The following is a 24712-nucleotide window of genomic DNA, read 5'->3' on the forward strand; positions in this document are numbered from 1 at the left end:
CGGCGCGGAGATCTCACGGGGCGCGCTCACTCCTGCGGCCCCTTCCTCGTCGAGGCGTAGATGCCCGCGATCGTGTCGGCGTACTCCTCCATCACCTGGTTGCGCTTGACCTTCAGGGAGGGGGTCAGCAGGCCGTTGGCCTCGGTGAAGTCGGCGGTCAGCACCCGGTAGGCCCGGATCGACTCGGCCCGCGAGACCGCGCGATTCGTGCGCGCCACCGCCCGGTCGAGGGCCGCGAGCACCTGCGGGTTGGTCGAGGCCTCGACGACGTCCATCTCCGGCAGGCCGTGGTTGCGCAGCCAGCCGGGCAGCATCTCGCGGTCCAGCGTGATGAGGGCCGAGATGAACGGCTCGCCGTCGCCGACGACGAGGACCTGGCTGACCAGCGGGTGCCCGCGCAGCCGGTCCTCCAGGATGGCCGGGGCGACGTTCTTGCCGCCGGCGGTCACGATGAGCTCCTTCTTGCGACCCGTGATCCTGATCCATCCGTCGGGGTCGATGGAGCCGATGTCCCCGGTGCGGAACCAGCCGTCCGGTGTGAAGGCCTCGGCATTGGCGGCGGGATTGTTGTGGTAGCGGGAGAAGACGCTCATCCCACGGACCTCGATCTCGCCGTCCGCGCCCACCCGGGCCCGGCTCCCGCACACGGGCGGGCCCACGGTGCCGATCTTGTTGCGCCAGTCGAGGTTGACGCTGAGGGGGCCGATCGTCTCGGTCAGGCCGTAGCCCTCGAGGATGATCAGGCCCAGGCCGCGGTAGAAGTGGCCCAGCCGCTCGCCCAGGGGCCCGCCGCCGGAGATGGCGTAGCGGGCGTTGGGGCCGAGTAGATCCCGAATGGTGCGGTAGACGAGTCGATCCGCCAGCGCGTGCGCGGCCGTCAGCCCGCGGGAGGGGCCCTCGGGGGTGTCCAGGGCGCGGGAGTACTCGATGGCGACCTTCGCCGCCCAGCGGAAGGTCTTGAGCCTGAACCCGCCGCCGGCCTTGGCGTCCGCCGCGTTGTAGATCTTCTCCAGGACGCGGGGGACGGCCAGTACGTAGGACGGCCCGAAGCCCTTGAGGTCGGGCAGCAGGGTGGCGACGTCGGGCGTATGACCGAGAACGCCGTTTCCGGCGATGGACAGCAGCTCCAGGCACCGGGCGTAGGAGTGGGCCAGCGGCAGGAACAGCAGCAGGCGCGTATCGGGGGAGAAGAGCAGATCGGGGATCCAGCGCACGCCGTTCCAGGCCAGACCCGCGGCCATGCGGTGGGTGACCTCGACGCCCTTGGGATTGCCGGTCGTCCCGGAGGTGTAGATGATCGAGAAGACGTCATCGGCCCTCAGCGCGTCGCAGCGCTCGTCGAGGTCGGCGCGGGAGACCGCTCTGCCCTCGGCCGAGATGGTCGTGATGGCGTCGCGGTCCAGGGACAGCACCCGCACCTCGGCGGCATCGGGATGGGCGGCGGCCCTCGCCGCGGCGGCGCCCCGCACCAGCTCGGCCAGCGCGGCCGACTCGGTGATCACCAGTCGCACGTCCGCGTCCTGCAGGATCCACTGCACCTGGGAGGGCGAGTCCGTCTCGTAGATCGGCACCGAGACCAGGGCGGCCCGGGCGATGGCCATGTCGAGCAGTGTCCACTCGTAGGAGGTGTGGGCCATGATACTCACGCACTGCCCGGGCTCCAGCCCCATTCCCACCAGGCCGGAGGCGACCCGGGCGACGTCCTCGCCGAAGTTGCGCGCCGTGACATCGACCCAGGAGCGTCCCAGCGCGGCCTTGCGCTCGATGATCGTCGAGTCCGGGTCGCGGGCGATACGATCGGCCAGCAGCCACGGAACCGTCCATGAGAGGTCCGGCTCGGTGACGACGTCGCTGGTGGCGGCGCCGTCGAGCACGCGGGGCTTGCCGGCTGCGGACACGGTGGGCTGGCCGGGGGATGGTCGCGGGTTCACCTGGTCATTGTGTCAGGTCGGTCGCTGCGAGCGGTCCCTTCGACCAAAAGATCTGACGGCCTGTCTTAGTGAGATCCGCTAAGGAGGCCTCTGCCCCTCGTGCGCTCCCACAGGTCGGGCTCATGAGCCCGCCGAGTTCGTCGCACTCGCCGAGCTCCCCCGGTCCTCCGGGGCCGTCGCGTCCGCCGCTCGCACCGGGCCGCCGTACAGCTCGTCGATCCGGTCGGCGAAGCGCTCCACCGCGACGGCGCGCTTGACCTTGAGCGAGGGGGTGAGCAGGCCGTTGGCCTCGGTGAAGTCCCCGTTGAGGACGGTGATCCTGCGGATCGACTCCGCCCGCGAGACATGCGCGTTGGTCCGCGCCACCGCCCGGTCGAGCGCCGCCAGCACGCTGGGGTCGGAGGCGGCCTCGGGCGCCGTCATCGGGGGCAGGCCGTGGTTGCGCAGCCAGCCGGGCAGCATCTCGGCGTCGAGTGTGATGAGTGCGGCGATGAAGGGCCGCTTGTCGCCGACGACGACCACCTGGCTGATGAGGGGGTGCCCGCGCAGCCGGTCCTCCAGGATGGCCGGGGCGACGTTCTTGCCGCCGGCGGTCACGATGATGTCCTTGGCCCTGCCCGTGATCCTCACGTAGCCGTCGCGGTCCAGGGAGCCGAGATCGCCGGTGCGGAACCAGCCGTCGGGAGTGAGGGCGGCCGCCGTGGCCTCGGTGTCGTTGTGGTAGCCCTGGAAGACCGAGGGGCCCTTGACGAGGATCTCCCCGTCCTCGGCCACGCGCACGGCCACGGGCGGCAGGGGCGGTCCCACGGTGCCGATCTTCGACAGCCGGGGCGTGTTGACCGAGACCGGTCCCACCGTCTCGGTCAGCCCGTAGCCCTCCAGGACGGGGATGCCGAGTCCGCGGTAGAAGTGGGCGAGCCGTTGGGACAGCGGCGCCCCGCCGGAGATGATCCAGTCGACGTTGCCGCCCACGAGGGTCCTGATGCGCTGGAAGACGAGGCGGTCCGCCAGCGCCCGCTGCGCACGCAGGGCGCGCGACGGCCCGGCCGGCCCATCCAGGGAGCGGGAGTAGTCGACGGCGACCTTCGCCGCCCAGCGGAACACCGTCCGGGCGCTGCCCGAACCGGCTCGGGCGTCGGCGGAGTTGTAGATCTTCTCCAGGACCCGCGGCACCACCAGCAGGTAGGACGGGCGGAAGGTGGCCAGATCGGACAGGAGGTTCTTCGTGTCGGGCACGTGGCCGATGACCCCCTGCCCGGAGATCTGGAACACCTCCAGGAAGCGTGCGAAGACGTGGGCCAGCGGCAGGAAGAGCAGGAGCCGCGAGTCGCGTCCCATGGCGATCTCCGGTATCCACTGGTGCGCGTTGGTGCACAGGTCGGTGAAGTTGCCATGGGACAGGACGGTGCCCTTGGGCGTGCCGGTGGTCCCCGAGGTGTAGACGATCGTCGCGAGCGAGGAGGTCGTCAGGGAGTCGGTGCGCTCGGCCGGCGCCGAGCGGGGAACGGAGCGGCCGGAGTCGGTGATGGTGTGGAGCGCGTCGGTGTCCAGGGAGAGCACCCGAGTGCCCTCCCGCCCCGCCGAGGCGGCGGCCGCGCGGACGAGCTCGGCCATGGTGATCGTCTCGGTGACGACGAGATCGATGTCGGCGTCGGCGAGGACGTGCGCGATCTGCTCGGCCGAGCTCGTCTCGTAGATGGGGACCGGGACCAGGGCGGCGGTCCAGCAGGCGAAGTCGAGCAGTGTCCACTCGTAGCGGGTGCGCGACATGATGGCGACTCGCTCGCCGGGTCCCAGCCCCATGCCGATGAGTCCGGCGGCGACCGTCTCGACCTCCTCGGAGAAGTCGCGGGCGGTGATCGTGCGCCACACCTCGCTCGTCTCCTGCTTGCGGGCGACGAGCGGGCGGTCCGCCGAGCGGGAGACCCTCTCCCGCAGCAGTGCGGGCAGGGTCGTCCGCTCGTCGATGCGCACGAGGACGGGGGCGCGCCACTCCAGCGCGCCGCGTCGGGCGGGGGAGGCGGAGGGAACGATCGGTTTCGTCATGCACGGCATTTAACGGCATGTCCGCCGCCTCCGCAGGCGCGTCGCGGGATCGGCGGCGAGGAATCGGAGAGCCCGCCGAGCCGGACCCCGATCGCGTTCTGACGGCCGTGGAGGCGCACCAGGCGGTCCTCGATGCCGAGTGGACCGATCCCGGGGCGTCGACCGGCGGTCCGAGCCCCATGCCCGCGGAGACGACGATCCGGGACGGGCGCGACGATCTCATCCGACTCGGGCCTCCGGTGATCTCGGCGGCCAGCGACGTGCGGCGCGTGAAGGCGGTCTTCCAGGATGACGGCACCGCGACGGCCAGGACCGAGGGTCGCGAGCCGTACGACGACGGCTCGGCTACCGCTCCGGTCGCTCCCCGACGGACGACGTGACGACGCGGTCGCCCGTGCGCGTCCGCGTCGCGCCTCAGGCCCTCCTGCGCCTGGCCGGGGCCTCGCCGAGCTCGACGGCGGTGACGCGCACCGGGGTGCTCTCGGGAGCCTCGGCGCCGGGGACCGCCTCGGTCGCACCGGTCCTTGCGGGCGTCGCGACCTCTACCGTGAAGGGGCCGATGACCTTGGCGGCGTCGACCAGGTCCGCGCGCACGGTCTCGACCGCGTCGGCCACGGCGGCGGCCTCGGGAGCCACTGCCAGGGCGACCGACAGGATCGGAGTCCTCTGACTCGTCCTGGCCTCGGACTTCACCTTGCGCAGGGCGGTCAGGGCCGCTCCCGCGTGCGCGACCAGCCGGGCGTCTGCGCCGCCCGCGGCCTCCCGCAGCACCGCCGCCTCGGGCCACGCCGCGCGGTGCACGCTCCCGGTGCGGTACCAGCTCCACACCTCCTCGGTGACGAAGGGCAGGAAGGGGGCGAACAGGCGCACGAACGTGTCCACCGCGATCGCCAGCAGCGCGCGGGCGCTGCGCACCGCCGCGGCGTCGTGCGAGCCGTCGAAGTCGTTGGCGCGATCCTTGACCAGCTCGATGTAGTCGTCGCAGAAGGTCCAGAACAGGGACTCCGCGGCCTCCAGCGCGCGGGCGTGCTCGAAGTCCTCGAACGCGGCCGTCGCGGTCTCGACGACATCGGCCAGGGCGGACAGCACGGCGCGGTCGATGGGCTCCGTGACCGCGCTCGCCTCCAGGCTCGGCGGCGGCACGGCGGCCAGCGCCGTCTCATCGGCGTCGAACGGGATCCCCATGGACAGGGCGAACTTGGAGGCGTTGAGGATCTTGATGGCCAGGCGTCGTCCGATCTTGATCTGCGCCTCGTCGAAGGTGGCGTCCAGCCCCAGGCGGGCCGACGCCGCCCAGTAGCGCACGGCGTCGGAGCCGTACTGCTCCAGCAGGTCCATGGGGGTGACGACATTGCCCTTGGACTTGGACATCTTCTTGTGATCCGGATCCAGGATCCACCCGGAGATGCCTGCGTGCGCCCATGGCAGCGCACCGAACTCCAGATCGGCGCGCACGACGGTGGAGAACAGCCAGGTGCGGATGATGTCCTGCCCCTGGGGGCGCAGATCCATGGGGTAGGTGCGGGCGAAGAGATCCTCGTCGGTCAGCCACCCGCAGGCCAGCTCGGGGGACAGGGAGGAGGTCGCCCAGGTGTCCATGATGTCCAGCTCGCCGACGAACCCGCCCGGCGCGCCGCGCTGCTCCTCGGTGTATCCGGCCGGGACGTCCGAGGAGGGGTCGATCGGCAGGGCCGACTCCTCGGGGGTGATGATCGCGTCGTAGTCGACCTCGCCGTCGGCCCCGACCCCGTACCACAGCGGGAAGGGCACGCCGAAGAAGCGCTGGCGGGAGATGAGCCAGTCGTTGTTCAGACCCGTCACCCAGTTCTCGTAGCGCACCCGCATGAAGTCGGGGTGGAAGGTCAGCTCGCGCCCGCGCGTCAGCAGCTCGGCCCGCAGGTCCGCCCCCGTCTCCGGATTCGTCCACGCCCTGCCGCCGTTGCGGATGTACCACTGGCGGGAGGTGACGATCTCCAGGGGCTTGTCGCCCTTCTCGAAGAAGTTGGTCTGGCGCATCGTCCTGGTGGGCTCGCCGCGCATCTCGCCGGTGGCGGCCAGCTCGCCCACGACCGCCTCGCGGGCCGAGAAGGTGGTCCTGCCGGCCATGGACCGGTAGACCTCGCGACCGCGGGAGTCGGCGATCCAGTCGGGGACCTCGCTCCGCAGGCGTCCGTCCCTGCGCAGCACCGCGCGCAGCGGCAGGCTCAGATCGCGCCACCAGTCGATATCGGTGGTGTCGCCGAAGGTGCAGCACATGGCGATGCCCGCGCCCTTGTCCATCTCGGCCTCGGGGTGGGCCAGCACGGGCACCTCGACGCCGAAGACGGGGGAGGCGACGGTCGTGCCGAACAGCGGCTTGAAGCGCTCGTCGTCGGGATGGGCCACCAGGGCCACGCAGGCCGGCAGCAGCTCGGGACGCGTCGTCTCCACGCAGATGTCGGCGGTGCCGCCCGGTCCCGCCTCGATCGGGGCGCCCGCCGCCTCCGCCGCGGCCGCGGCCGCGGAATCGACCACGTGGAAGGCGATGCGGTGGTAGAAGCCGGGGTACTCCCGCGACTCCAGCTCCGCCTGGGCCACCGCCGTCTGGAACGTCACGTCCCACAGGCCGGGGGCGGCGGACTGGTAGGCCTCCCCTCGCGCCAGGTTGCGCAGGAAGGCGGCCTGGGCGACCTTGCGGGCCCGCTCCCCGATGGTCTGATAGGTCTGGGACCAGTCCACGCTCAGGCCCAGGCGGCGCCACAGGGCCTCGAACTGCTTCTCGTCGTCCACCGTGAGGCGCTCGCACAGCTCGACGAAGTTGCGCCGGGAGACCGGAACCTGGTCGCGGGCCCTGATCGACCTGCCCTCGCCACCGGTGTGCGGCGGGACGAAGTCGGGGTCGTAGGGCAGAGAGGGGTCGCAGCGCACCCCGAAGTAGTTCTGGACCCGTCGCTCGGTGGGCAGGCCGTTGTCGTCCCAGCCCATGGGGTAGAACACCGCCCTGCCTCGCATGCGCTGGAAGCGGGCCACCGTATCGGTGTGGGTGTAGGAGAAGACGTGCCCCACGTGCAGGGAGCCGGAGGCCGTGGGCGGCGGGGTGTCGATGGAGAAGACGTCATGGCGATCGGCGCTGCGGTCGAAGTCGTACGTGCCGTCGGACTGCCAGCGCTCGCCCCACGCGATCTCCAGGCCGTCGGTGGAGACTCTGGCCGGCACGCGCGGGCTGCGGAGGGAGGAGGGGAGGAGGCGAGAGGCCGGCTCCGCTGGAGTCGCTGGAGTCGCTGGAGTCGCTGGAGTCTCGGGCATGGGCCCGATTCTGTCACGGGGCGCGGGCTCGTCCCGAATGGGTGCCCCGCGCCGCCCTGTGAAGTGGGCTACCAGGCGCGCCCGTCGCGCGGGCCGTGGCGCTCGACGTCGGACGCGTCGGCGTGTCGGGGTCGGATGGGACGAGAGACACGCGGGTGAACGCGAGGAGGGGATGAAACGAAGCCCCAGGACGTTTATCGTTCTGTTGTAAGCAACCCGCTGACCAGCGCCCCGCCCCGCCCCGTATTCCCGACCCACCGAGACCCACTGAGAGGAGAGCCCGTGGACGAGCGCCCCCAGGTGGCCCCGTCCGGGACATCCCCCGACCCCCTCCCGGCGACCACTCCCGCACCCGCCTCACCCCCGACATCCTCCGCGCCACCATCCGCGTCCGCCAGCGCCGCCGAGTTGGAGGCGCAACGACGTCTGCGGGAGGACACCGGCAGTATCGAACCCATCGAGGACGTCATCGCCGCGCCCTCCGCGCCCACCGAGTCCCCCGCTCCGGTCGACGAGCCCTCGCCGAGCACGCCGGTGGCCCCGATGCCCGCGGTGGGCGCCGCGGCCAAGCGGGCGTCCACGCTGGCCCGCGCGCAGATCGGTGTCGCGGTCGTCGCCGGCCTGTCGGTCATCGCCGCCCTGGCCATATTCGTACCCGGCTCCGGCGGGCGGGAGGGGATCGGTCAGGGACCCGTCCAGCCCACGGCCACCAGCACCGCGGAGACCTCTCAGCCCTCGCCCACGGCGCAGGCCGCCAGAACGGCGCCCGCCGGGGCGGGCCGGCACGGCGGGGGGGCCACCGCCGGCGGCGGTCAACCGGACCCCGCGGCCTCGGCCTCCGCACCACCGGCCGCTCAGTCCGACGCCGCGCCGAACGGCGACGGCGATTCCGGCGCCAACGGCGCCGGTGCCGGCACGGGCACCTTCTCCGGTCCGGGGTCCGGCGGCGACGCCGGCGTGGCGGATGCCGCCGACGCAGGGGACGGCGGCGGCGCGGGACCGGGCGGATCCTCCTCCGAGGAGGGGCCGGCGAGCGACCCTCCTCCCCCGCAGGAGTCGGAGGACAAGCCGAGCCTGCCGTCCCACAAGAACCCCCTCGTGCACCCGACCTCGCCGCCGCCGAGTCATCCCGATGCCAGTCCCACGCCCTGAACGGCGGGGGAGGCCTTCCCCGGACGTCGCGCCGTCGGAGCCGCGGGCCCTGGTCGCCCGACTCATTTCAGGTTAGGCTCACCTGGTCGCGCATGATCGGTCGTGCGCGGTGCGCCCGGGCGGCGACGCCGTCCGCGGCGGCTGCGCTCATCGACGAGGAGGACACGGGATGGCGGTCACCGTCGGCACCCTCATCAGCCCCGCCCGCAGGGCGATGGTCCTGTCCGGTCTGCTCACGGCCGGCGGTGCCGTTCTGTCCGTCGTGCCGTACGCGGCGCTGCGCAATATGGCGGCCATCTGGCTGGGCGAGTCGAATCGCGTCGGCTGGGCCGGCGGCCTGTGGGCGTGGGCGATCATCGCCGTCGCCTCCCTCTTCGCGGCGCAGGTGCTGTACCTGATGGGCCTGGGGGTCACCCACCTGGCCGAGGCGAGGCTGCGCCACCTGCTGCGCACGCGGGTGGTCGATGCCATCGGCCACCTGCCGCTGGGGAGCGTGGCCTCCATCCCGCACGGCGCCATCCGCAAGATGGTCGCCGACGACACCTCCTCCATCCACACACTGGTCGCCCACGTGCCCGGGGACGCCACCAACGCCGTCGTCGGGGTCGCCGCGGGCATGATCTACCTCCTGTGGACGGACTGGCGGCTCGCCCTCGCCCTGCTGGGCGTGTGGTGCCTGGTTCTCGCGGCCATCGCCGTCCCCACCATGCGCGGCCTCGGCGACATCACCGATCGCTTCGGGGTCGCGCAGACCCGGCTGGCCTCCGCCACCGTCGAGATGCTCGAGGGCATCAAGGAGATCAAGGGCTTCCAGGCCGCCGATGCGACTCGTACCCGTTTCGATGCGGCCCGCGCCCGCTTCTCCGACCTCTCCTACGAGTGGGTGTCAGCCTCCGGCAGGACGATGAGCCTCATGGGCGCCGTCCTGCGCCCGGCCGCCGTCTTCGCCACCGTGGCGCCCCTCGTCGTCCTCTTCGTGACGCAGGGGTGGACCCGGTTGTCCGACACGCTGCCCTTCTTCCTCCTGGCGCCGGGCCTGCCCGAGGGGCTGCTGACGCTGGTCGGACTCATGCAGCACACGTACGAGTCCCGCATGGCGGCCCGAACCACCGCCGACCTCCTCTCCCGGGAGCCCATGCCCGAGGGCGCCCGCGACGAGGAGGAGGGACCGACCCCTGGCCGCGTCGAGGTCGATGGCGTCACCTTCTCCTACGAGGCCGGTTCCCCGGTGCTCAGGGACGTCTCCCTCACCGCCGAGCCGGGCACCGTCACCGCCCTCGTCGGCCCCTCCGGCGGCGGCAAGTCCACCCTGGTCCGCCTCATCGCGCGCTTCTACGACGTCGACTCCGGCGCCGTGCGCGTCGGCGGCGTCGATGTGCGCGCGGCGACCTTCTCCTGGCTGTTCACCCGCATCGCGGTCATGCTGCAGGATGTGGAGCTGTCCCACGACTCGGTGGCGGACAACATCGCCCTGGGGCGCCCCGGGGCCTCCCACGAGCAGATCGAGGCCGCGGCGCGCGCCGCCTGCATCCATGAGCGCATCACGCGCCTGCCTCGGGGCTACGACACCGTCCTGGGAGAGGAGGGAGGGTTCCTCTCGGGCGGTGAGCAGCAGCGTGTCGCCCTTGCCCGGGCCTACCTCCAGGACGCCCCGATCCTCCTCCTGGACGAGGCCACCGCCCAGGCCGACCCCGCCTCCGAGCGGGACATTCATCGGGCCCTGTCCCGCCTGGCGGCGGGTCGCACCGTCATCATCATCGCCCACCGCCTGTCGACCGTGCGCGACGCCGATCAGATCCTCGTCGTGGACGGCGGTCGGGTCGTCGAGCGCGGGCGCCACCACGAGCTCATGGCCGCCGATGGTCGCTACGCCTCCATGTGGCGCAGTCAGGACACCGGCTCCGAGAGCGGGGACGAGCGCGACCATGCCGGAACCGCTCCCGCGGGCGTCGGAGAGGGGGAGTGACCATGTGGTCGATGCTGCTGCGCCTCGTCAATGCCGCGGAGATGCGGATGATCCTCGCCGGGTTCGTCGCCTCGTCGGTCCTTCAGGGCGTGACCCTGGCTCTCATGATCCCCTTCCTGCGCGCCCTCTACGGGCGCTCGGAGTCCTTGACCGCCTGGCTCATCGTGGTCGTGGCGCTCGGGGCCCTCACGGTGCTCGTCGATGCGGTCGCCATGTACCGCTCCTACCGGGTGAGCGTCTTCGAGGTCTGCGACACCATGATCGACCGCGTGGCCGAGCACGTCCTGTCCCTGCCGCTGGGCTGGTTCGACGCCGGGCGCCGGGCCGCCGTGGTCAACGCGACCTCCAAGGAGGTCAACACCCTGTCGCACCTGACGTCGCTGGTCATCCCCAGTCTGTGCAACGCCTTCATCGTGCCCCTGGTCATGCTGGTGGCGACGGCGTTCGTCGAGTGGCCGCTGGCCCTCATCATGGCCATCACGATCGTTCCGCTGGCCCTCACCTGGCGGCTCATGCTCGCCGCGACCACCCGCGCCAACGAGATGGAGGACTCCGCGTCGGCGGACGCCGCCGGCCGCCTGGTCGAGTTCGCCCGCCTTCAGGCGGTGCTGCGCGCCACCGGCGCCACCGAGACGGGCTGGGAGCCCCTGCGCGCGACTCTCGACGCCGACTCCGAGGCCACTCTCGCCGGGCTGCGCATCAAGGGGCGCCCCGCCCAGGCCTTCAATCTCATCGTCAATCTCGCCTTCGCCCTGGTCATGGCCGCGGGTCTGTCCGCGGTCAGCGGCCACGGTCTCGACGTGGTCGCCTACCTGGCGATCGTGACCGTCGCCTCGCGGATGCTCCTGCCGCTGACCAGGGCCGCCCTGCTGTCCGCCGAGGCCGATCATGCCCGGATCGCCCTGCGCGCCATGAGCTCCATCCTCGATGCCGAGCCCCTGCCGGAGCCCGCCCCCGACGAGCGGAGCCGTCCCGAGGGCACCGCGATCGCCCTGTCCGGAGTCTCCTTCTCCTACGACGAGGGTCGTCCGGTCCTGGCCGACGTGTCCCTGACCGCGCCGCAGGGACGGGTCACGGCGCTGGTGGGCCCCTCCGGCGCCGGGAAGTCCACGATCCTGCGTCTGATCGCCCGCTTCTGGGACGTGGACGCCGGAGCGGTCACCATCGGCGGCGCCGACGTGCGCGCCCTGCCCGCCACCGAGATCATGGGCCTGACCTCCATGGTCTTCCAGGACGTCTACCTCTTCGACACGACCATCCGGGAGAACCTGCGCATCGCCCGGCCCGAGGCGACCGACGCCGAGCTGGAGGCGGCGGCCCGTCGCGCCCGGCTGGACGGAGTCATCGAGGCGCTCCCGCACGGGTGGGACACGGAGGTGGGGCCCGGTGGTCTCAGCCTGTCCGGCGGTGAGCGTCAGCGGGTGTCGATCGCCCGCGCCTTCGTCAAGGACGCCCCGATCCTCCTGCTCGACGAGATGACGTCCGCCCTGGACGGGGAGAACGAGTCGGCGATCACCGAGATCATTCGCGAGCTGTCCCACGGGCGCACCGTCATGATGGTGGCTCACCGCTTGTCCACGATCCGTCGGGCCGACGAGGTCGTCTTCCTCGAACCCGCCGATGGGGGCGCGCGGGTCGTGCAGCGGGGCGCGCCGACCGAGCTGGCGGTCGTACCCGGTCCCTTCCGCGACTTCGTCGAGGCGTCCGGGACCGCCTCCCGCTGGCACCTCGCCCGGGACTGACGGAGCCGAGGCGGTCGGGGACGCTCAGGCCCCGAGCGCGCGGTCACGGGCGATCGTCGCCCGCACCGCCTCGATGACGGCCGGGGAGAAGCCCTCCCGCTCCATCGCGACCAGGCCGGCTATCGTCGTCCCGCCGGGGGAGCACACGGCGTCGACCAGGTCCGCCGGCGTACGGGCCGCCCCGTCCCCGGCGCTGCGCTCCGCCTCGCGGCGGACCAGGACCGCCGTGCCGAGCAGCGCCTGGGCGACGACGTCCACCGCCTGCGCCTTGGGCATCCCGGCGTCGACGCCGCCGCGGGCGAGCGCCTCGACCAGGGTGAGGATGAATGCGGGCGATGAGCCGGCGAGGGCCGTGAACGCAGGGAAGCTCCTCTCGGGCAGGACCATCGTGCGACCGACCCGCCCCATGAGCTCGGCGGCGAGCCCCAGATCGGCCTCGTCCGCCGCCGCTCCCGCCACCAGCGCCGTCATGGACTCGCCCACGACCGCGGCCAGATTGGGCATGGCCCGCACCACCCGGGCGCCGTCCGGCAGCCGGGCCTCCAGCTGCGCCGTCGTCAGCCCTGCCGCGATGGAGACGATCAGGGGACGGTGCTCGGCCAGGACCGCCTGAAGCGGTGCCAGGGCGACGGGGACGACATGGGGCTTGACCGCCAGGACGACGACGTCGGCGGCGGACACGAGCTCCTCGGGACCGCGGGCGAGGCGCGCGCCGGTGCGGGCCGCCAGTGCCGCGGCCGAGTCGTGCGCGCTCCACACCAGGACGTCGGCGGCGTCGGCGGGGGCGCGGGGGACGCCGGCGGTACTGGCGCCGCGCCCGCCGGCGAGCAGGCCGTCCACGATCGCGCCCGCCATGCTGCCCGCCCCGATGAAGCCGTAGGTCGTCATGGCCCCAGCCTATCGGCGGTTCGCCGGCGGCGCGGAGGCGCGGCACGAAGGTGTGGCGCCTCCGCGCCGCCTCAGGCGGCCCCGACGATGAGGTACCCCGCGGACACGACGGTCAGCGCGGTGACCAGGCGGTTGAAGAGCCCCTGGTCCATCCGGGCGGCCACCCGCCTGCCGGCCAGGGCCGAGGCGATGACGACGGGCGCCAGGACGGCGTCCAGCCCCAGGGTCTCCGCGTGAATGACCCCCAGGCCGATCGAGAAGGGCAGCTTGACCACGTTGACGAGGAAGAAGAACCAGGCGGTCGTGCCCAGGAAGGACGTCACCGCGAACCTCGAGGCCAGGAGGTACATGGTCATCACCGGTCCTCCCGCGTTGGCCGCCATCGTGGTGAAGCCCGACAGCGTGCCGTAGACGAGTCTCCCGGCCGGCCCCTGGACCGTCGGCGGACCCGGGCGGCGCATGAGGGCGAGCGTCACCGCGATGAGGATCAGCAGGAGCGCCCCGATGAGGATCGCCGTCGCGCGATCGCCGGCGGCCATCAGGAACCCGGCACCGGCGATGACCCCCAGCAGGACGCCCGGCACCAGGCGGCGCAGGGTCGCCCAGTCGACGTCGCGGCGATAGGCGGAGATGGCGACCGCGTCGCCCACCAGCAGGAGGATGAGCAGCGTGCCCGTGGAGGCCCTGGCCGGCAGGACCGCCGCGAACAGGGCCACCGCGAGCGTGGCCGCGCCCGGCAGGGCCGTCTTGGCGATGCCGACGGCGACGGCGGCGACGACGAGCACGCACCAGCCGATGCCGGAGAGGGGGAGAAGCACCTCTGCATTGTCCTGCACCGCAGGGACAAGCGTAAGAGCATGAGAGAAATTGTCAGGACTAGTGCGAGGGCGATTCCGATGGCGGCTCCGAGGGGGACCCGGAGGCGGCTCAGGGGAGGGCGAGGCGGTCGGCCCCGCCTCGGGCGCGTCGGGCCGAGGCGAGGAGGTCGTCGCGCCGCCGGCGCAGCGCGGAGATGTCCTCGGGCGCGTTCAGGACCGTGAAGCGCAGATGCTTCGTCTCGGACGCCTGGGCCGGCAGGTGGTGGAGGTCGCCGCGCTGCTCGTGGTAGCCGCGGCCGTGGACCGAGGAGTTGGCCGGTTCGAGCCCGACGACGTAGTCGCCCGACGCCATCGACTTCCACTCCATGAGGTAGGGGAGCTCGCGGGCGGAGAACTCGACGACCAGGGCCAGGCCGAGCTCGTCGTTGACGACCGCCGCGAAGGTCGAGCCGTCGTCGGCCGCTGCGGGGGTGTGGATGTAGACCGACTCCTCGATGCCGGGGCGCGGCTCCTCGACGCTCGACCACGGGGTCGTGTCCGCCGCCGTGGTCTCGTTGCGGGGCTCGGCCTCGAGGCTCGGGATGACGATCTCCGCGCCGGGCGCGAGCAGCGGCCAGCCGACGTTGCAGTGGTACATGAGCATCATGGGCTCGTCGCGGAAGCCCTCGTTGATGATCTCATCGGTGACCTCCAGCGCGGCCTCGCCCGATCGGGTCCGCAGGCGACGGCGCAGGAGCAGGTTCTCGCCGAAGAGCTCGGCCTCGCGAACCTCTCCGCTGACCGACAGGACGTAGTCCTCGCCCTCCCAGGCCGCGTCGTAGCCCACGTGCTCGGCGGGGCTGGTGCGGATCCTGCCGTGCATGGGGTACTCGCGCCCCTCGGCGTCGGCCCACGGGGCGCCGATGTTCTCGAAGCCGCAGGTGAAGAACAGGCCGCCCATGATGGAGCGCTGCGCCTCCAGGCCATGGGTGTCGAAGGGGTTGCGGCCTCCCAGACCGGGCTTGGAGGTGAAGGAGAGGATCGTGCCGCTGTACTCCAGCTCGGCGACATCGAGTGCCTTGTCCGCCATCGCGGCCAGGCGCAGGGGGCCGTTCTTCATCTCGATGACGCGCATGCCGGCCGCTCGGCCGTCCTCGTGCCGGACGGAGCGGACGTAGGCGAGCTGCTGCATCGAGCCGACTCTGGCGAGGGTCTCGGAGCGGTTCATCGGCGGGCCTCCTCGGGCTCGGTGTCTCCCGCCGGGGACGGCGGTCCGAGGCGGCTCGTGGAGGCCCCTTCGTCCATCGGCGCGGTCGAGAACCCGGCGCCCCCCGCTCAGGGTAGCGCACCCCGGGGCGCGGACGGGGCGGGCCCGTGCGCGTCTCGGGATGGCTCGGCGGCCCAGTCGCGTGCCCTGAAGGGGGTGGCGGGCGGGCCCGTGCGCCTCGGGACGGCCCGGGAGGGGCCGGAGCGGCTCAGGACAGGACGGCCCAGCCGAGCGGGGGCAGGACGACGCCGTCGCGCTCGGGCCGCGGGGGCGGGGCGTCGTGCGCCGAGGCCAGGACGAGGTGATGGTCCGCGGTGGGCAGCCAGACCTCGGTCTCCTCCAGGCTGAGGACGAGCACCGCCTCGGCGGGCTCGCGCTCACCGGTGCGCTCGCGCATGCGCAGCGACAGGACGGTGTTGTCCAGATGGAGCGCATCGACCTCGGCGTCATGCAGCCACGGCAGGCGGCGGCGCAGGCCGATGAGCTCCTGGTGCAGGGCGCGCACCGGCCCGCCGGCGCGCGCCTGCGGCGAGGCGGGCAGCTCGGGGCGGATGGCGTCGTCGCCGCCGAGGCGCTCCTCCTTGACGGCCCGCAGGCCGTCCTCGTCTCCGTAGTAGACGGCCGGTGTGCCCGGCAGGGCCATGAGCAGGGCCAGCGCGTGGGGCGCTCGGCGCGGGTCGGGGAGCTGGGAGGCGATCCTGGTGGTGTCGTGGTTGCCGATGAAGGTCCACGGAACGAAGGTCCTGAGCAGCTCGGCGTTGCGTCCCAGGGTCCAGTCCAGTTCGTAGAAGTTCGCCTCGGCCAGGGAGTGCCAGATCGCCTGCCACAACTCGTACTGGGTGACGGCGTCCATGCCCGAGGCGGACACGATGGCGGCGTAGTCCCCGTGGATGACCTCGCCCACGATGTAGACCTCCGGATGGGCGCGGCGCACCCGGGGCAGAACCCGCGTCCAGAAGGTCGGATCGATGGCGTAGGCCGCGTCCAGCCGCCAGCCGTCCACGCCCCGTGAGCACCAGTGGGTCATGACGTCGGTGACGAGCTCAACCACCGCCTCGCAGGAGTGGTCGAGCTCGGGCAGCCAGTCCTGGCCCTCGAAGCGCTCGTAGTCCGGTGCGGTGCCCGGTCTCCACGCGTCCTCGCCGCCCGGCCATGTCAGGCGGAACATGCCGGCCTGCCGGGAGCGGGGGCCGACCCGGGGCAGGGCGGCGAAGTCCGGGTGGTCGATGCCGACGTGGTTGAAGACGCCGTCGAGCATGACGCGCACGCCCCGGGTGTGAGCGGCGTCGATGAGGGCGAGCAGGTCCTCGTTCGTGCCCAGGCGGGGATCGACCCGCATGTGGTCGACCGTGTCGTAGCCGTGCGACATCGACTGGAACACGGGGCCGAGCATGAGCACGTTGCAGCCGAGCTCGACGAGGTGGTCGAGCCAGGGGATGAGGCGGCGGAGGCGGTGCTCGGCCGCCATGGCCCCCGCGGGCGAGGCCGGGTCGTCCGGGTTCCCGGGCGGGCGGAGCGCCGGGGCTCCCATGGCCCCCAGGGGGAAGACGTGCCAGGCGATGGCGTGGCGGACCCAGTCCGGCTCGCCCGGACCGGCTGGGTGGAGGGCGGAGGGGTCGGGCGCGGCGGCATCGGCGTGCATGCCCCCAATCTATCGCGCCGACGGCCCGATCATCGGGGTCCGCCGAGCGCTCGTCGGTCGGCATCGTGCGCCGGCCCCGGGGGCGGGCCCGGCGGGGTGCGCCGTGCCGCGGCCGACGACGGGCGCGGCCGCGCGGGTCCGGAGAGGGACTCGCCGACCGGACTCGCACCGGGTGCCCGGACGGTGCGGCCGTGCGGCCTCCCGGGCGGGCGTGCGGATCCGAGCGGCGATCCGAGCGTTCGACGGGGGCGTGGCGGGGGCATGGGGGAGGATGGCGTCATGAGTCAGCCTGCGAATCAGTCCATGAGTCAGCCGCGGAGCCGTTCCCGCGCGTCCTCCGGTCCGCGTCGGGCCCTGGTCACCGGGGCCTCCACCGGCATCGGCGAGGCCACCGTCCGCCTGCTTCGATCCCACAGGTGGGACGTGATCGCCACCGCGCGCCGCGTCGAGCGCCTCCGGGCCCTGGCGGCCGACACCGGCTGCGCCTGGATCGCCGCGGATCTTCAGCGAGCCGACGACGTCGAGGCTCTCGCCGCCGAGGCGCTCGGGGCCGGAGGCGTGGACGCGGTGGTCAACAACGCCGGGGGCGCGCTCGGCGCCGATCCCGTCGCCGATGGGAGCCCGCAGGAGTGGCTGACCATGTACGAGCGCAACGTCCTGGCGGCGCTGCGCGTCACCCAGGCGCTCCTGCCCGGCATGCGCGAGCGCGGCGGCGACGTCGTCTTCCTGACGTCCACCGCGGCCCACGACACCTACCCGGGAGGCGCCGGCTACGTGGCGGCCAAGCACGGCGAGCGGATCATCGCCAACACCCTGCGTCTCGAGCTCGTCGGGGAGCCGGTGCGCATCATCGAGATCGCGCCGGGCATGGTCGCCACCAGCGAGTTCTCCCTCAACCGCTTCCACGGGGACCGGTCGCGGGCCGATGCCGTCTACGCCGGGGTCGAGGCCCCGCTGAGCGCCGAGGACGTCGCCGAGTGCATCGTCTGGGCCCTGGAGCGCCCCGTCCACGTCAACATCGACTCCATGGTCGTGCGGCCGCGCGCCCAGGCCTCCAACACGATCGTCGCGCGCGACTGAGGCGAGGGGCGGCCGGCCCGCACCCGCAGGGCGGTGGTGGGTGGAGTCGCGCCTGCCCGGTGCCACCGGCGGGCGGCCCGCCCGGGGCGCTCCGAGCTCTCCGGCGGGAGGGGCGGTCCTCCGAGCCGCTCAAGGCCGTTCTAAGGCCGGAGAGGGCCGGCCGGAGCCGGCCGCGCCTCTCGTGCCCCCTCACGGGGTCCTGCAACGACCCCCCGAATTGTGATGCGCATCTCATTGTGTGACTCCGGGCTCGTGCGGTGTACTTATGTGCACAAGCACTTATGTGCACAAGTCGTCGATGCTCGCCCGGTCCCGCTCGATCCCAGGGGAAGTCATGTCCTTCGAAGACGCCGTCGTCTACCAGATCTACCCGCGCTCCTTCCGCGACTCCACGGGCGATGGCGTCGGCGACCTGCGCGGGATCGTCGAGAGGGTCCCCTACATCGCCTCCCTCGGCGTCGACTACGTCTGGCTCAACCCCTTCTTCCCCTCACCGGGATGCGACAACGGCTACGACGTGTCCGACTACTGCGCCGTCGATCCCGCCATGGGCTCCCTGGAGGACTTCGACGATCTCGTCGCCGCTCTGGGCGCCCACGGCATCGGGGTCATGCTCGACATGGTGCTCAACCACACCTCGACCGAGCACGAGTGGTTCCAGCGGGCCCTGGCCGGCGAGCAGCGCTATCGCGACTACTTCTACATCCGCCCCGTCAGGGAGAGGGGAAGCCGGCCCACCGAGCTGCCCACGAACTGGGTCTCCAAGTTCGGCGGGCCCGCCTGGGCCCCATTCGGTCCCGTCGACGAGGACGGGCGGCCGCTCTCGGGCGAGTACTACCTCCACCTCTACGATCCCGGCCAGGCCGATCTCGACTGGCACAACCCCGAGGTGCGCGCCCGCGCCGCCGAGGTCGTCAACTTCTGGCGCGCCCGGGGCGTGCACGCCTTCCGCTTCGACGTCGTCAACCTCATCGGCAAGCCCGAGCCGTTCGTCGATGCGCCGGCGGGCACCGACGACCGGGCCGTCTACACCGACGGCCCCCTGGTCCACACCTACCTGCGCGAGCTCAATGAGGCCAGCTTCGGCCAGGACCCCGACTCGGTGACGGTGGGGGAGATGTCCTCGACCAGCATCGGCGCGTGCGTGGAGTACACGCGGCCCGAGAACCGTGAGCTGTCCATGGTGTTCAACTTCCACCACCTCAAGGTCGATTACGCGTCGGGGCGCAAGTGGACGCTCATGGATCCCGACATCCCCGCCCTGAAGAGGCTCCTCAACGACTGGGCCCTCGGTCTCCAGGACGGCGGCGGTTGGAACGCCCTGTTCTGGAACAACCACGACCAGCCCCGCGCCATCGACCGGTTCGGCGACGCCGACCGCTTCCGCTACGAGTCCGCCACCATGCTGGCCACCGCCATCCACCTCATGCGCGGCACCCCCTACGTGTACATGGGGGAGGAGATCGGCATGAGCGACCCCGGATACACGACCATCGAGGACTACGTCGATATCGAGGCGCGCAACGCCTTCGCCGAGCTCGTCGCCGCCGGGCACGAGGCGGACGAGGCCTTCCGGATCGTCCACTCCAAGGCGCGCGACAACGCCCGCACCCCCATGCAGTGGGACGCGAGCGCCAGCGCCGGGTTCACCGATGGCGTCCCCTGGCTGCGGCCCACCAACCAGGACGAGGTCAATGTCGCCCACGAGGAGGCGTCGGGCCGCATCCTCCCCTATTACAGGAGACTCATCGCCCTGCGCAAGAGCGTGCCGGTGATATCCGGGGGAGCCTACGAGCCCTACGCGCTCGACGACCCGGACATCATGGCCTACGTCCGCCACGACGAGGAGCACCGCCTGCTGGTCGTCTGCAGCTTCCGCGGGCACGAGACCGGGATCGACCTGCCCACGGACTTCCTGGGCGGGGAGGTGCTCATCTCCAACTACCCGCTCCGATCGCTGCGGGAGCGGATGAGCCTGCGCCCGTACGAGGCCCTCGCCCTGCTCGTGTGACCCGGGTGGTCCGCTCCCGCGCGCCGCCCCCGTACCCGTCCGCTGCTCAGTCGTCCTCCAGTCCTGATCCCGATCCCTGCCCACCACGGAGTACCGCTCCCCGCCCGGCGGCACCTCCCCGACCCGCTGACAGCACAACGCTCCGAAAGGAACACGTCATGTCCCTACCAGCCAAGCCAGCGATCGAACGCGAGGTCCCGATCGCCTCCCCGGTGACGGGGAGGGTCATCGACCTCGCCGACGTTCCCGATCCGGTCTTCTCCTCCAAGGCCGTCGGCGATGGGCTCGGCGTCGAGCCAGACGACGGGACCATCGTCTCCCCGGTGGACGCCACCGTCACCATGGTGGCCGGAACCGGGCACGCCATCGGGTTCAAGGCGGACTCCGGCCTCGAGGTCCTCGTCCACCTGGGCGTGGACACTGTCGAGCTGGAGGGAGAGCCCTTCGATCTGGGCGTGAGCGTCGGCGACGCCGTCAGGGCGGGCGATGCGCTGGGCACCATGGACCTGGAGGCCATCCGCGCCGCCGGCAAGGCCACCACCGCCATCGTGGTCCTCACCAACACCATGACCCACCTCGAGTCGCTCTCCGTCACCCTCGGCGAGGCCGAGGCGGGCACCACCATCGCCACCGCCGTGCTCAAGAGCGGCGAGTCCGCCGCCGCTGACGATGACGCCGCCGGTTCGGGAGCCGTCTCCGGGACGGGCGGCGCCGATGGCCTCACCGGCTTCGACGCCACGGCCGCCGGCATCATCAGGAGCATCGGCGGTCCCGACAACGTCCGCTCGGTGCTCCACTGCATCACCCGGGTGCGCTTCTACCTCAAGGACCAGTCGCTCGCCGACGACGCGGCGGTGGCCGATACCGAGGGCGTCATCGACGTCGCCAAGGCCGGCGGCCAGTACCAGGTGGTCATCGGCCCGGCGGTGGAGGACGTCTACGACGCGGTCGTGAAGCAGCTGCCCGGCACGGCTCGGGGAGACGCGGACGGCGGCGAGGTCGAGGAGGTCGAGAGGCCCACCACTCTGATCGGATGGCTCAAGCTCGGCTTCAGCTCGATGATCGGGGTCATCACCGGCTCGATGATCCCGGTCATCGGCCTGCTCGCGGCCTCGGGCGTGCTCAAGGGGATCCTGTCCCTGCTCACCCAGTTCGACATCGTGGGGGCGGGGACGTCCACCTACAAGATCATCGATGCGATGTCCTCCTCGGTGTTCTACTTCCTGCCCATCATCATCGGATTCACCGCGGCGCGGCGCCTGGGCTCGGATCCCATCGTCGTGGCCATCATCGGCGGGGTCCTGTGCTATCCCAGCCTGATCGACCTCTCGAACTCGGACGCGTCCGACTACAGGATCGTCGCCAGACTCGGGCAGACGGTGTTCAACGCCGACTTCTTCGGCATTCCGGTCTCCCTACCGGAGAGGACCGCCTACACCAGCTCGATCTTCCCGATCATCGTGGCGGCTTGGCTGGCGGCCAGGATCGAACCGGTCCTCAAGAGGCGGATCCCCGTGGTCGTCCGCTCGATCTTCATGCCGCTGCTCGAGGTCTTCATCGTCTCCGCCCTCATCCTGCTGGTCTTCGGCCCCGTCATCATGTTCATCTCCGGCGGCATCGCCGGCGCCATCAAGCTCGTCCTCGGACTGAACTTCTCGCTGGCCGGGTTCGACCTGAACTTCTCGCTGGCCGGGTTGTTCATCGGCGGCTTCTACCAGTGCCTGGTCATCTTCGGCCTGCACTGGGCGGTCATCCCGCTCATCTCCGCCGATCTGGCCCAGACCGGGAGCTCGCCCCTGAACGCCATCGTCTCGGCGACCATGATCGCTCAGGGCGGCGGCGCCCTGGCGGTGTGGCTCAAGACGCGCAACGCCCGCATTCGCACGCTCGCCGGGCCCGCGACCATCTCCGCCTTCTGCGGTATCACCGAGCCCGCCATGTACGGTCTCAACCTCAAGTACGGCCGAATCTTCATCACCGCGTCGATCGGCGGTGCCGTGGGCGGTCTGCTCACCGGCCTGTTCAATGTCACCATGTACGGCTTCACCGGGGCCTTCGTCGGCTTCCCCTCCTTCGTCAACCCCGAAGGCATCGACTCGGGCTTCACGGGCTACTGGATCGCCTCCATCGCCGCTCTTGCCGTCTCCTTCACGTGCACCTACTTCTTCGGCTTCTCCGATGCCGACGTCGATAAGGTCCGCGAGGTCAAGAAGGTCCGGCTGGGACGTCGGGAGCCCGCAGGCGCATGATCTCCGGGAGGGAGCCGGTTGCGAGTCGGGTACTGTCAGCGCTGCGCCGGCAGGCGCTGGGCGATGGAGATGAAGCTGAAGGTCCTGGCCGCATGACGGGAGCGGGTGTACTCGAAGGGCACGCCCGAGGAGTCGAAGGAGAAGGACTCCACGACGCCCACGCAGTTCTGCCCGCCCAGGTCGAGGTAGTGCAGGTCCTCCTCGTCGGCCGGCTCGATGGTGGCCAGACGGGAGGAGGAGACGATGCTCACCCCGAGCTCATTCTCCAGGTAGGCGTAGATGGAGGACTCGGCCGCCTCCCTCGGTACCCGCGGGACGACCTCGGCGAGGAACATGTTGTGGTCCACGATGGCGGGGCGCCCGTCCAGGAATCGCAGGCGCTTCAGCGCGATCGCGCTCGCGCCCTCGGGCAGGCCGGATCGCTGGGCCAGATCCGCGTCGACGGTCACCGTGCTGGAGTCCAGCAGCCTGGTGCGCACCTCGATGCCCAGTCGTCGGCCGGCCTCGGCCAGCGACTCGATGCCGGCGAGCAGGAAGTGGGAGGTCCGGTGCCGGCGGAAGATGATCTGGATCCCCTTGCCCTGCATCGCCTGGACGTACCCCTGGCTCGCCAGGTACTGGAGCGCCTTGCGCACCGTGTTGCGCGAGATCCCGAACTCGTCGGCCAGGGAGTTCTCCGAGGGGAGGAAGGATAGGAAGGGGTAGTCCCCCCGTTCGATGCTCGTGCGCAGCGTGGAGTAGATCTCCTCGTACTTCGCCATGCGACTCGCCCCCTCACGTCTGAGATCCTCACCGGGCAGTCGTCGGATGACCGGCGGACCGTGGGCCCATACCCTATCGTCCGGTCCCGGCGGGACGGGATGACCGGCCGGCGATCGCCCGGTAGCGCCGGGCGACGACCTCCGCGACCGCGGGGTGGTCGCCCAGGGGAGGGGACACCAGATCGGCCCCGGCCCCGCGCAGCGCGCGTGAGAAGCGTCCCTGCGCCAGAAGGTAGGTGGCGATCGCGATGGTGCCGGCGCCCTCGGCCCGCCAGTGCCGCACGGCGAGGCGCGCGCTCGGCTCGACCGATGACAGGTAGGCGGTGCGCACCGGTGTCCCGAGCAGCCGGGACAGCCTCCGTCCGGCCGCCTCCGCCTCCGCCACCGGGCCGCGACGGCGCGAGCCCGCCGCGGCCAGGACGACGCCGTCGATCTCGCCGAGCTCCGCGCCCTCGCCCGCCAGCGCCCGTCGGAGGCGCTGCGCGACGGCTCCCACGATGACGGGCTCCGGACCCAGATGGGCGGTGATCGTTCCGGAGCCGTGCTCGCGCACGCAGTGCGGCAGGTCGTGCCCGACGTGGTGGCCGCCGCCGAGGAAGAGGGGCACGACGACGGGGTCGGTGCTCCCCGCCAGCGCGTCCGCGATGCTGGGCCTCTGGAACTCCGCCCAGCCGTGCCGCACGTCCGCTTCGGGGAGCAGAGCGCTCACCCGCTCGGCGATGCGCTCCAGCAGTGGTGGGCCACCGGGGCGGCGAGTGCCGTGCGCCGCCAGCACGAGCGGCCCGGGCGCGGTCGCAGCGGTGCCCGGAGCCCGTGCGCGCGCCCCCGGGGGCGCGGCGACGCCCGCCTCCCTCCGGCCGGTCCCCGGAGTGCGCGCGCGGGCTCCCGCGATCATCGGACTCGGACCACCGGGACCGCGGCGGCCTCCCCGACCGACGTGGACTCTCGCAGGGCGGACCCCTTCACCGGTGACGGCGGCTGGTCCGCACCGCGTCCCGAGCGCCTTGAGCGCTCTGAGAGCCCTGGGCGCCCAGAGCGCACTGAGACGGTGACGAGCAGGGCCCACACCGGGAGGAGGATCAGCGGGGCTACGGTGACGAGCCGTCCCGGGGCGTGGAGGGCCGACAGGATCGTGCGCAGATTGGTCAGGGCGATGAATCCTCCCACCGTGCTACCGAGAACCCGGCCGGGAATGCGCGACACGAGCCAGGCCGCGACCGGCGCCGCGATGAGCCCACCGACCAGGAGCGCGCCCACGACCGTCGGGCTGATGCCGGCCGTGCCCAGTCCCGCCAGGAAGCCCGCCGAGGCGGCCACGGCGACGATGAGCTCCGAGGTATCGACGCTGCCGACGATGGTGCGCGGCGCGGTCCGGCCGCGCGCCAGCAGCGTCGTCGTCGCCACGGGGCCCCAGCCGCCACCGCCGATCGCGTCCACGAATCCGCCGACCAGGCCGAGCAGGGCGAGGAACCGGGCCGAGTGCGGGCTGCGACGCGCGGAGGAGCCGGCCGGAGGGCGCACTGCGAAGCGGACCAGGACGTACAGGCCCAGCACCAGCAGGATGCCCGAGGTCGCCGGCGTCGCCGTCCCGCTGCCCAGGCGGGTCAGGAGGGTCGCGCCCGCGAGCGCGCCCACCGCCCCCGGGCCGCCCAGTCGGGCGACGAGCCGCCAGTCGGTGTTGCCCAGTCGGTGGTGGGCGGCCCCCGAGACGAGCGTCGTGCCGATCTCGGACAGGTGGACGCAGGCGCTCGTCAGGGCGGGGCCGAGTCCGGCCAGCAGGAGCAGGGAGGACGAGGTGACGCCGTAGCCCATGCCGAGGGCGCCGTCGACGAGCTGGGATGCCAGGCCCACGAGGGCCAGGACGAGGAGTTCTCTCATGAACCGATCCGATCTGA

Annotated in this window: 17 protein-coding genes; 7 read left to right on the top strand and 10 right to left on the bottom strand. The window is 72.0% G+C overall.

The features are described from left to right. Positions 1 to 26: 26 nt before the first annotated feature. Positions 27 to 1931, bottom strand: coding sequence for an AMP-dependent synthetase/ligase (locus tag G448_RS0100580; protein WP_390882905.1), 1905 nt, complete (start codon positions 1929 to 1931; stop codon positions 27 to 29). Between the two features lie 120 nt (positions 1932 to 2051). Next, positions 2052 to 3977, bottom strand: a complete 1926-nt coding sequence (locus G448_RS14550; protein ID WP_390882904.1) for an AMP-dependent synthetase/ligase — start codon at positions 3975 to 3977, stop codon at positions 2052 to 2054. A gap of 17 nt (positions 3978 to 3994) precedes the next feature. Here G448_RS14550 and G448_RS0100590 point away from each other — a divergent pair, with 17 nt between their 5' ends. Next, complete coding sequence (locus tag G448_RS0100590; RefSeq protein WP_026406379.1) at positions 3995 to 4357, top strand: hypothetical protein; 363 nt, start codon at positions 3995 to 3997, stop codon at positions 4355 to 4357. Between the two features lie 34 nt (positions 4358 to 4391). On the opposite strand, the gene valS is transcribed toward G448_RS0100590, so the two are convergent. Continuing rightward, positions 4392 to 7262: a valine--tRNA ligase gene (valS, locus tag G448_RS0100595; protein ID WP_026406380.1), complete on the bottom strand. Its 2871-nt coding sequence runs from the start codon at positions 7260 to 7262 to the stop codon at positions 4392 to 4394. A gap of 282 nt (positions 7263 to 7544) precedes the next feature. Between valS and G448_RS0100600 the strand changes: the two genes are divergently transcribed. The 3 genes from G448_RS0100600 to G448_RS0100610 all read left to right on the top strand — a co-directional run bounded on the left by G448_RS0100600 (position 7545) and on the right by G448_RS0100610 (position 12122). Next, positions 7545 to 8414, top strand: a complete 870-nt coding sequence (locus tag G448_RS0100600) for a hypothetical protein (protein WP_026406381.1) — start codon at positions 7545 to 7547, stop codon at positions 8412 to 8414. Between the two features lie 169 nt (positions 8415 to 8583). Then, positions 8584 to 10380, top strand: coding sequence for an ABC transporter ATP-binding protein (locus tag G448_RS14555; RefSeq protein WP_051268469.1), 1797 nt, complete (start codon positions 8584 to 8586; stop codon positions 10378 to 10380). Positions 10381 to 10382: 2 nt separating this feature from the next. Beyond that, complete coding sequence (locus G448_RS0100610; RefSeq protein ID WP_026406382.1) at positions 10383 to 12122, top strand: ABC transporter ATP-binding protein; 1740 nt, start codon at positions 10383 to 10385, stop codon at positions 12120 to 12122. Positions 12123 to 12146: 24 nt separating this feature from the next. On the opposite strand, the gene proC is transcribed toward G448_RS0100610, so the two are convergent. From proC to G448_RS0100630, 4 genes are all read right to left on the bottom strand, one after another. Beyond that, positions 12147 to 13010 carry a pyrroline-5-carboxylate reductase gene (gene proC, locus G448_RS0100615; protein WP_026406383.1) on the bottom strand — a complete coding sequence of 288 codons (864 nt, stop codon included), beginning with the start codon at positions 13008 to 13010 and terminating at the stop codon, positions 12147 to 12149. A gap of 71 nt (positions 13011 to 13081) precedes the next feature. Beyond that, positions 13082 to 13828, bottom strand: coding sequence for a sulfite exporter TauE/SafE family protein (locus G448_RS0100620; protein ID WP_026406384.1), 747 nt, complete (start codon positions 13826 to 13828; stop codon positions 13082 to 13084). 109 nt (positions 13829 to 13937) lie between these two features. After that, entirely contained in the window at positions 13938 to 15035 is a 1098-nt protein-coding gene (locus G448_RS14560; protein WP_051268471.1) for an aldose 1-epimerase family protein, read from the bottom strand. Positions 15036 to 15282: 247 nt separating this feature from the next. Continuing rightward, the gene (locus tag G448_RS0100630; RefSeq protein WP_026406385.1) at positions 15283 to 16716 is read right to left on the bottom strand and encodes an alpha-amylase family protein; all 1434 of its coding nucleotides are present in this window, start codon (positions 16714 to 16716) and stop codon (positions 15283 to 15285) included. Positions 16717 to 17019: 303 nt separating this feature from the next. Between G448_RS0100630 and G448_RS0100635 the strand changes: the two genes are divergently transcribed. The 3 genes from G448_RS0100635 to G448_RS0100645 all read left to right on the top strand — a co-directional run bounded on the left by G448_RS0100635 (position 17020) and on the right by G448_RS0100645 (position 22056). Then, positions 17020 to 17796 (top strand): SDR family NAD(P)-dependent oxidoreductase, encoded by a 777-nt coding sequence (locus G448_RS0100635; protein ID WP_026406386.1) that lies wholly within the window; start codon positions 17020 to 17022, stop codon positions 17794 to 17796. A gap of 334 nt (positions 17797 to 18130) precedes the next feature. Next, a complete protein-coding gene (locus tag G448_RS0100640) occupies positions 18131 to 19807 on the top strand; it encodes an alpha,alpha-phosphotrehalase (protein WP_026406387.1) in 1677 nt (558 codons plus the stop codon). A gap of 158 nt (positions 19808 to 19965) precedes the next feature. Further along, positions 19966 to 22056: a PTS sugar transporter subunit IIABC gene (locus G448_RS0100645; protein WP_034493920.1), complete on the top strand. Its 2091-nt coding sequence runs from the start codon at positions 19966 to 19968 to the stop codon at positions 22054 to 22056. 35 nt (positions 22057 to 22091) lie between these two features. Here G448_RS0100645 and G448_RS0100650 read toward each other — a convergent pair whose 3' ends face one another. The 3 genes from G448_RS0100650 to G448_RS14565 form a co-directional block, all read right to left on the bottom strand. Next, complete coding sequence (locus G448_RS0100650; protein ID WP_026406389.1) at positions 22092 to 22817, bottom strand: UTRA domain-containing protein; 726 nt, start codon at positions 22815 to 22817, stop codon at positions 22092 to 22094. Positions 22818 to 22890: 73 nt separating this feature from the next. Further along, positions 22891 to 23712, bottom strand: a complete 822-nt coding sequence (locus G448_RS0100655) for a sirohydrochlorin chelatase (protein ID WP_084436177.1) — start codon at positions 23710 to 23712, stop codon at positions 22891 to 22893. Then, entirely contained in the window at positions 23709 to 24695 is a 987-nt protein-coding gene (locus tag G448_RS14565) for a sulfite exporter TauE/SafE family protein (protein WP_051268472.1), read from the bottom strand. Before G448_RS14565 ends, G448_RS0100655 begins: the two co-directional genes overlap by 4 nt. Positions 24696 to 24712: the final 17 nt, after the last annotated feature.

The sequence above is a fragment of the Actinomyces gerencseriae DSM 6844 genome (assembly GCF_000429265.1).
Classification (GTDB): domain Bacteria; phylum Actinomycetota; class Actinomycetes; order Actinomycetales; family Actinomycetaceae; genus Actinomyces; species Actinomyces gerencseriae.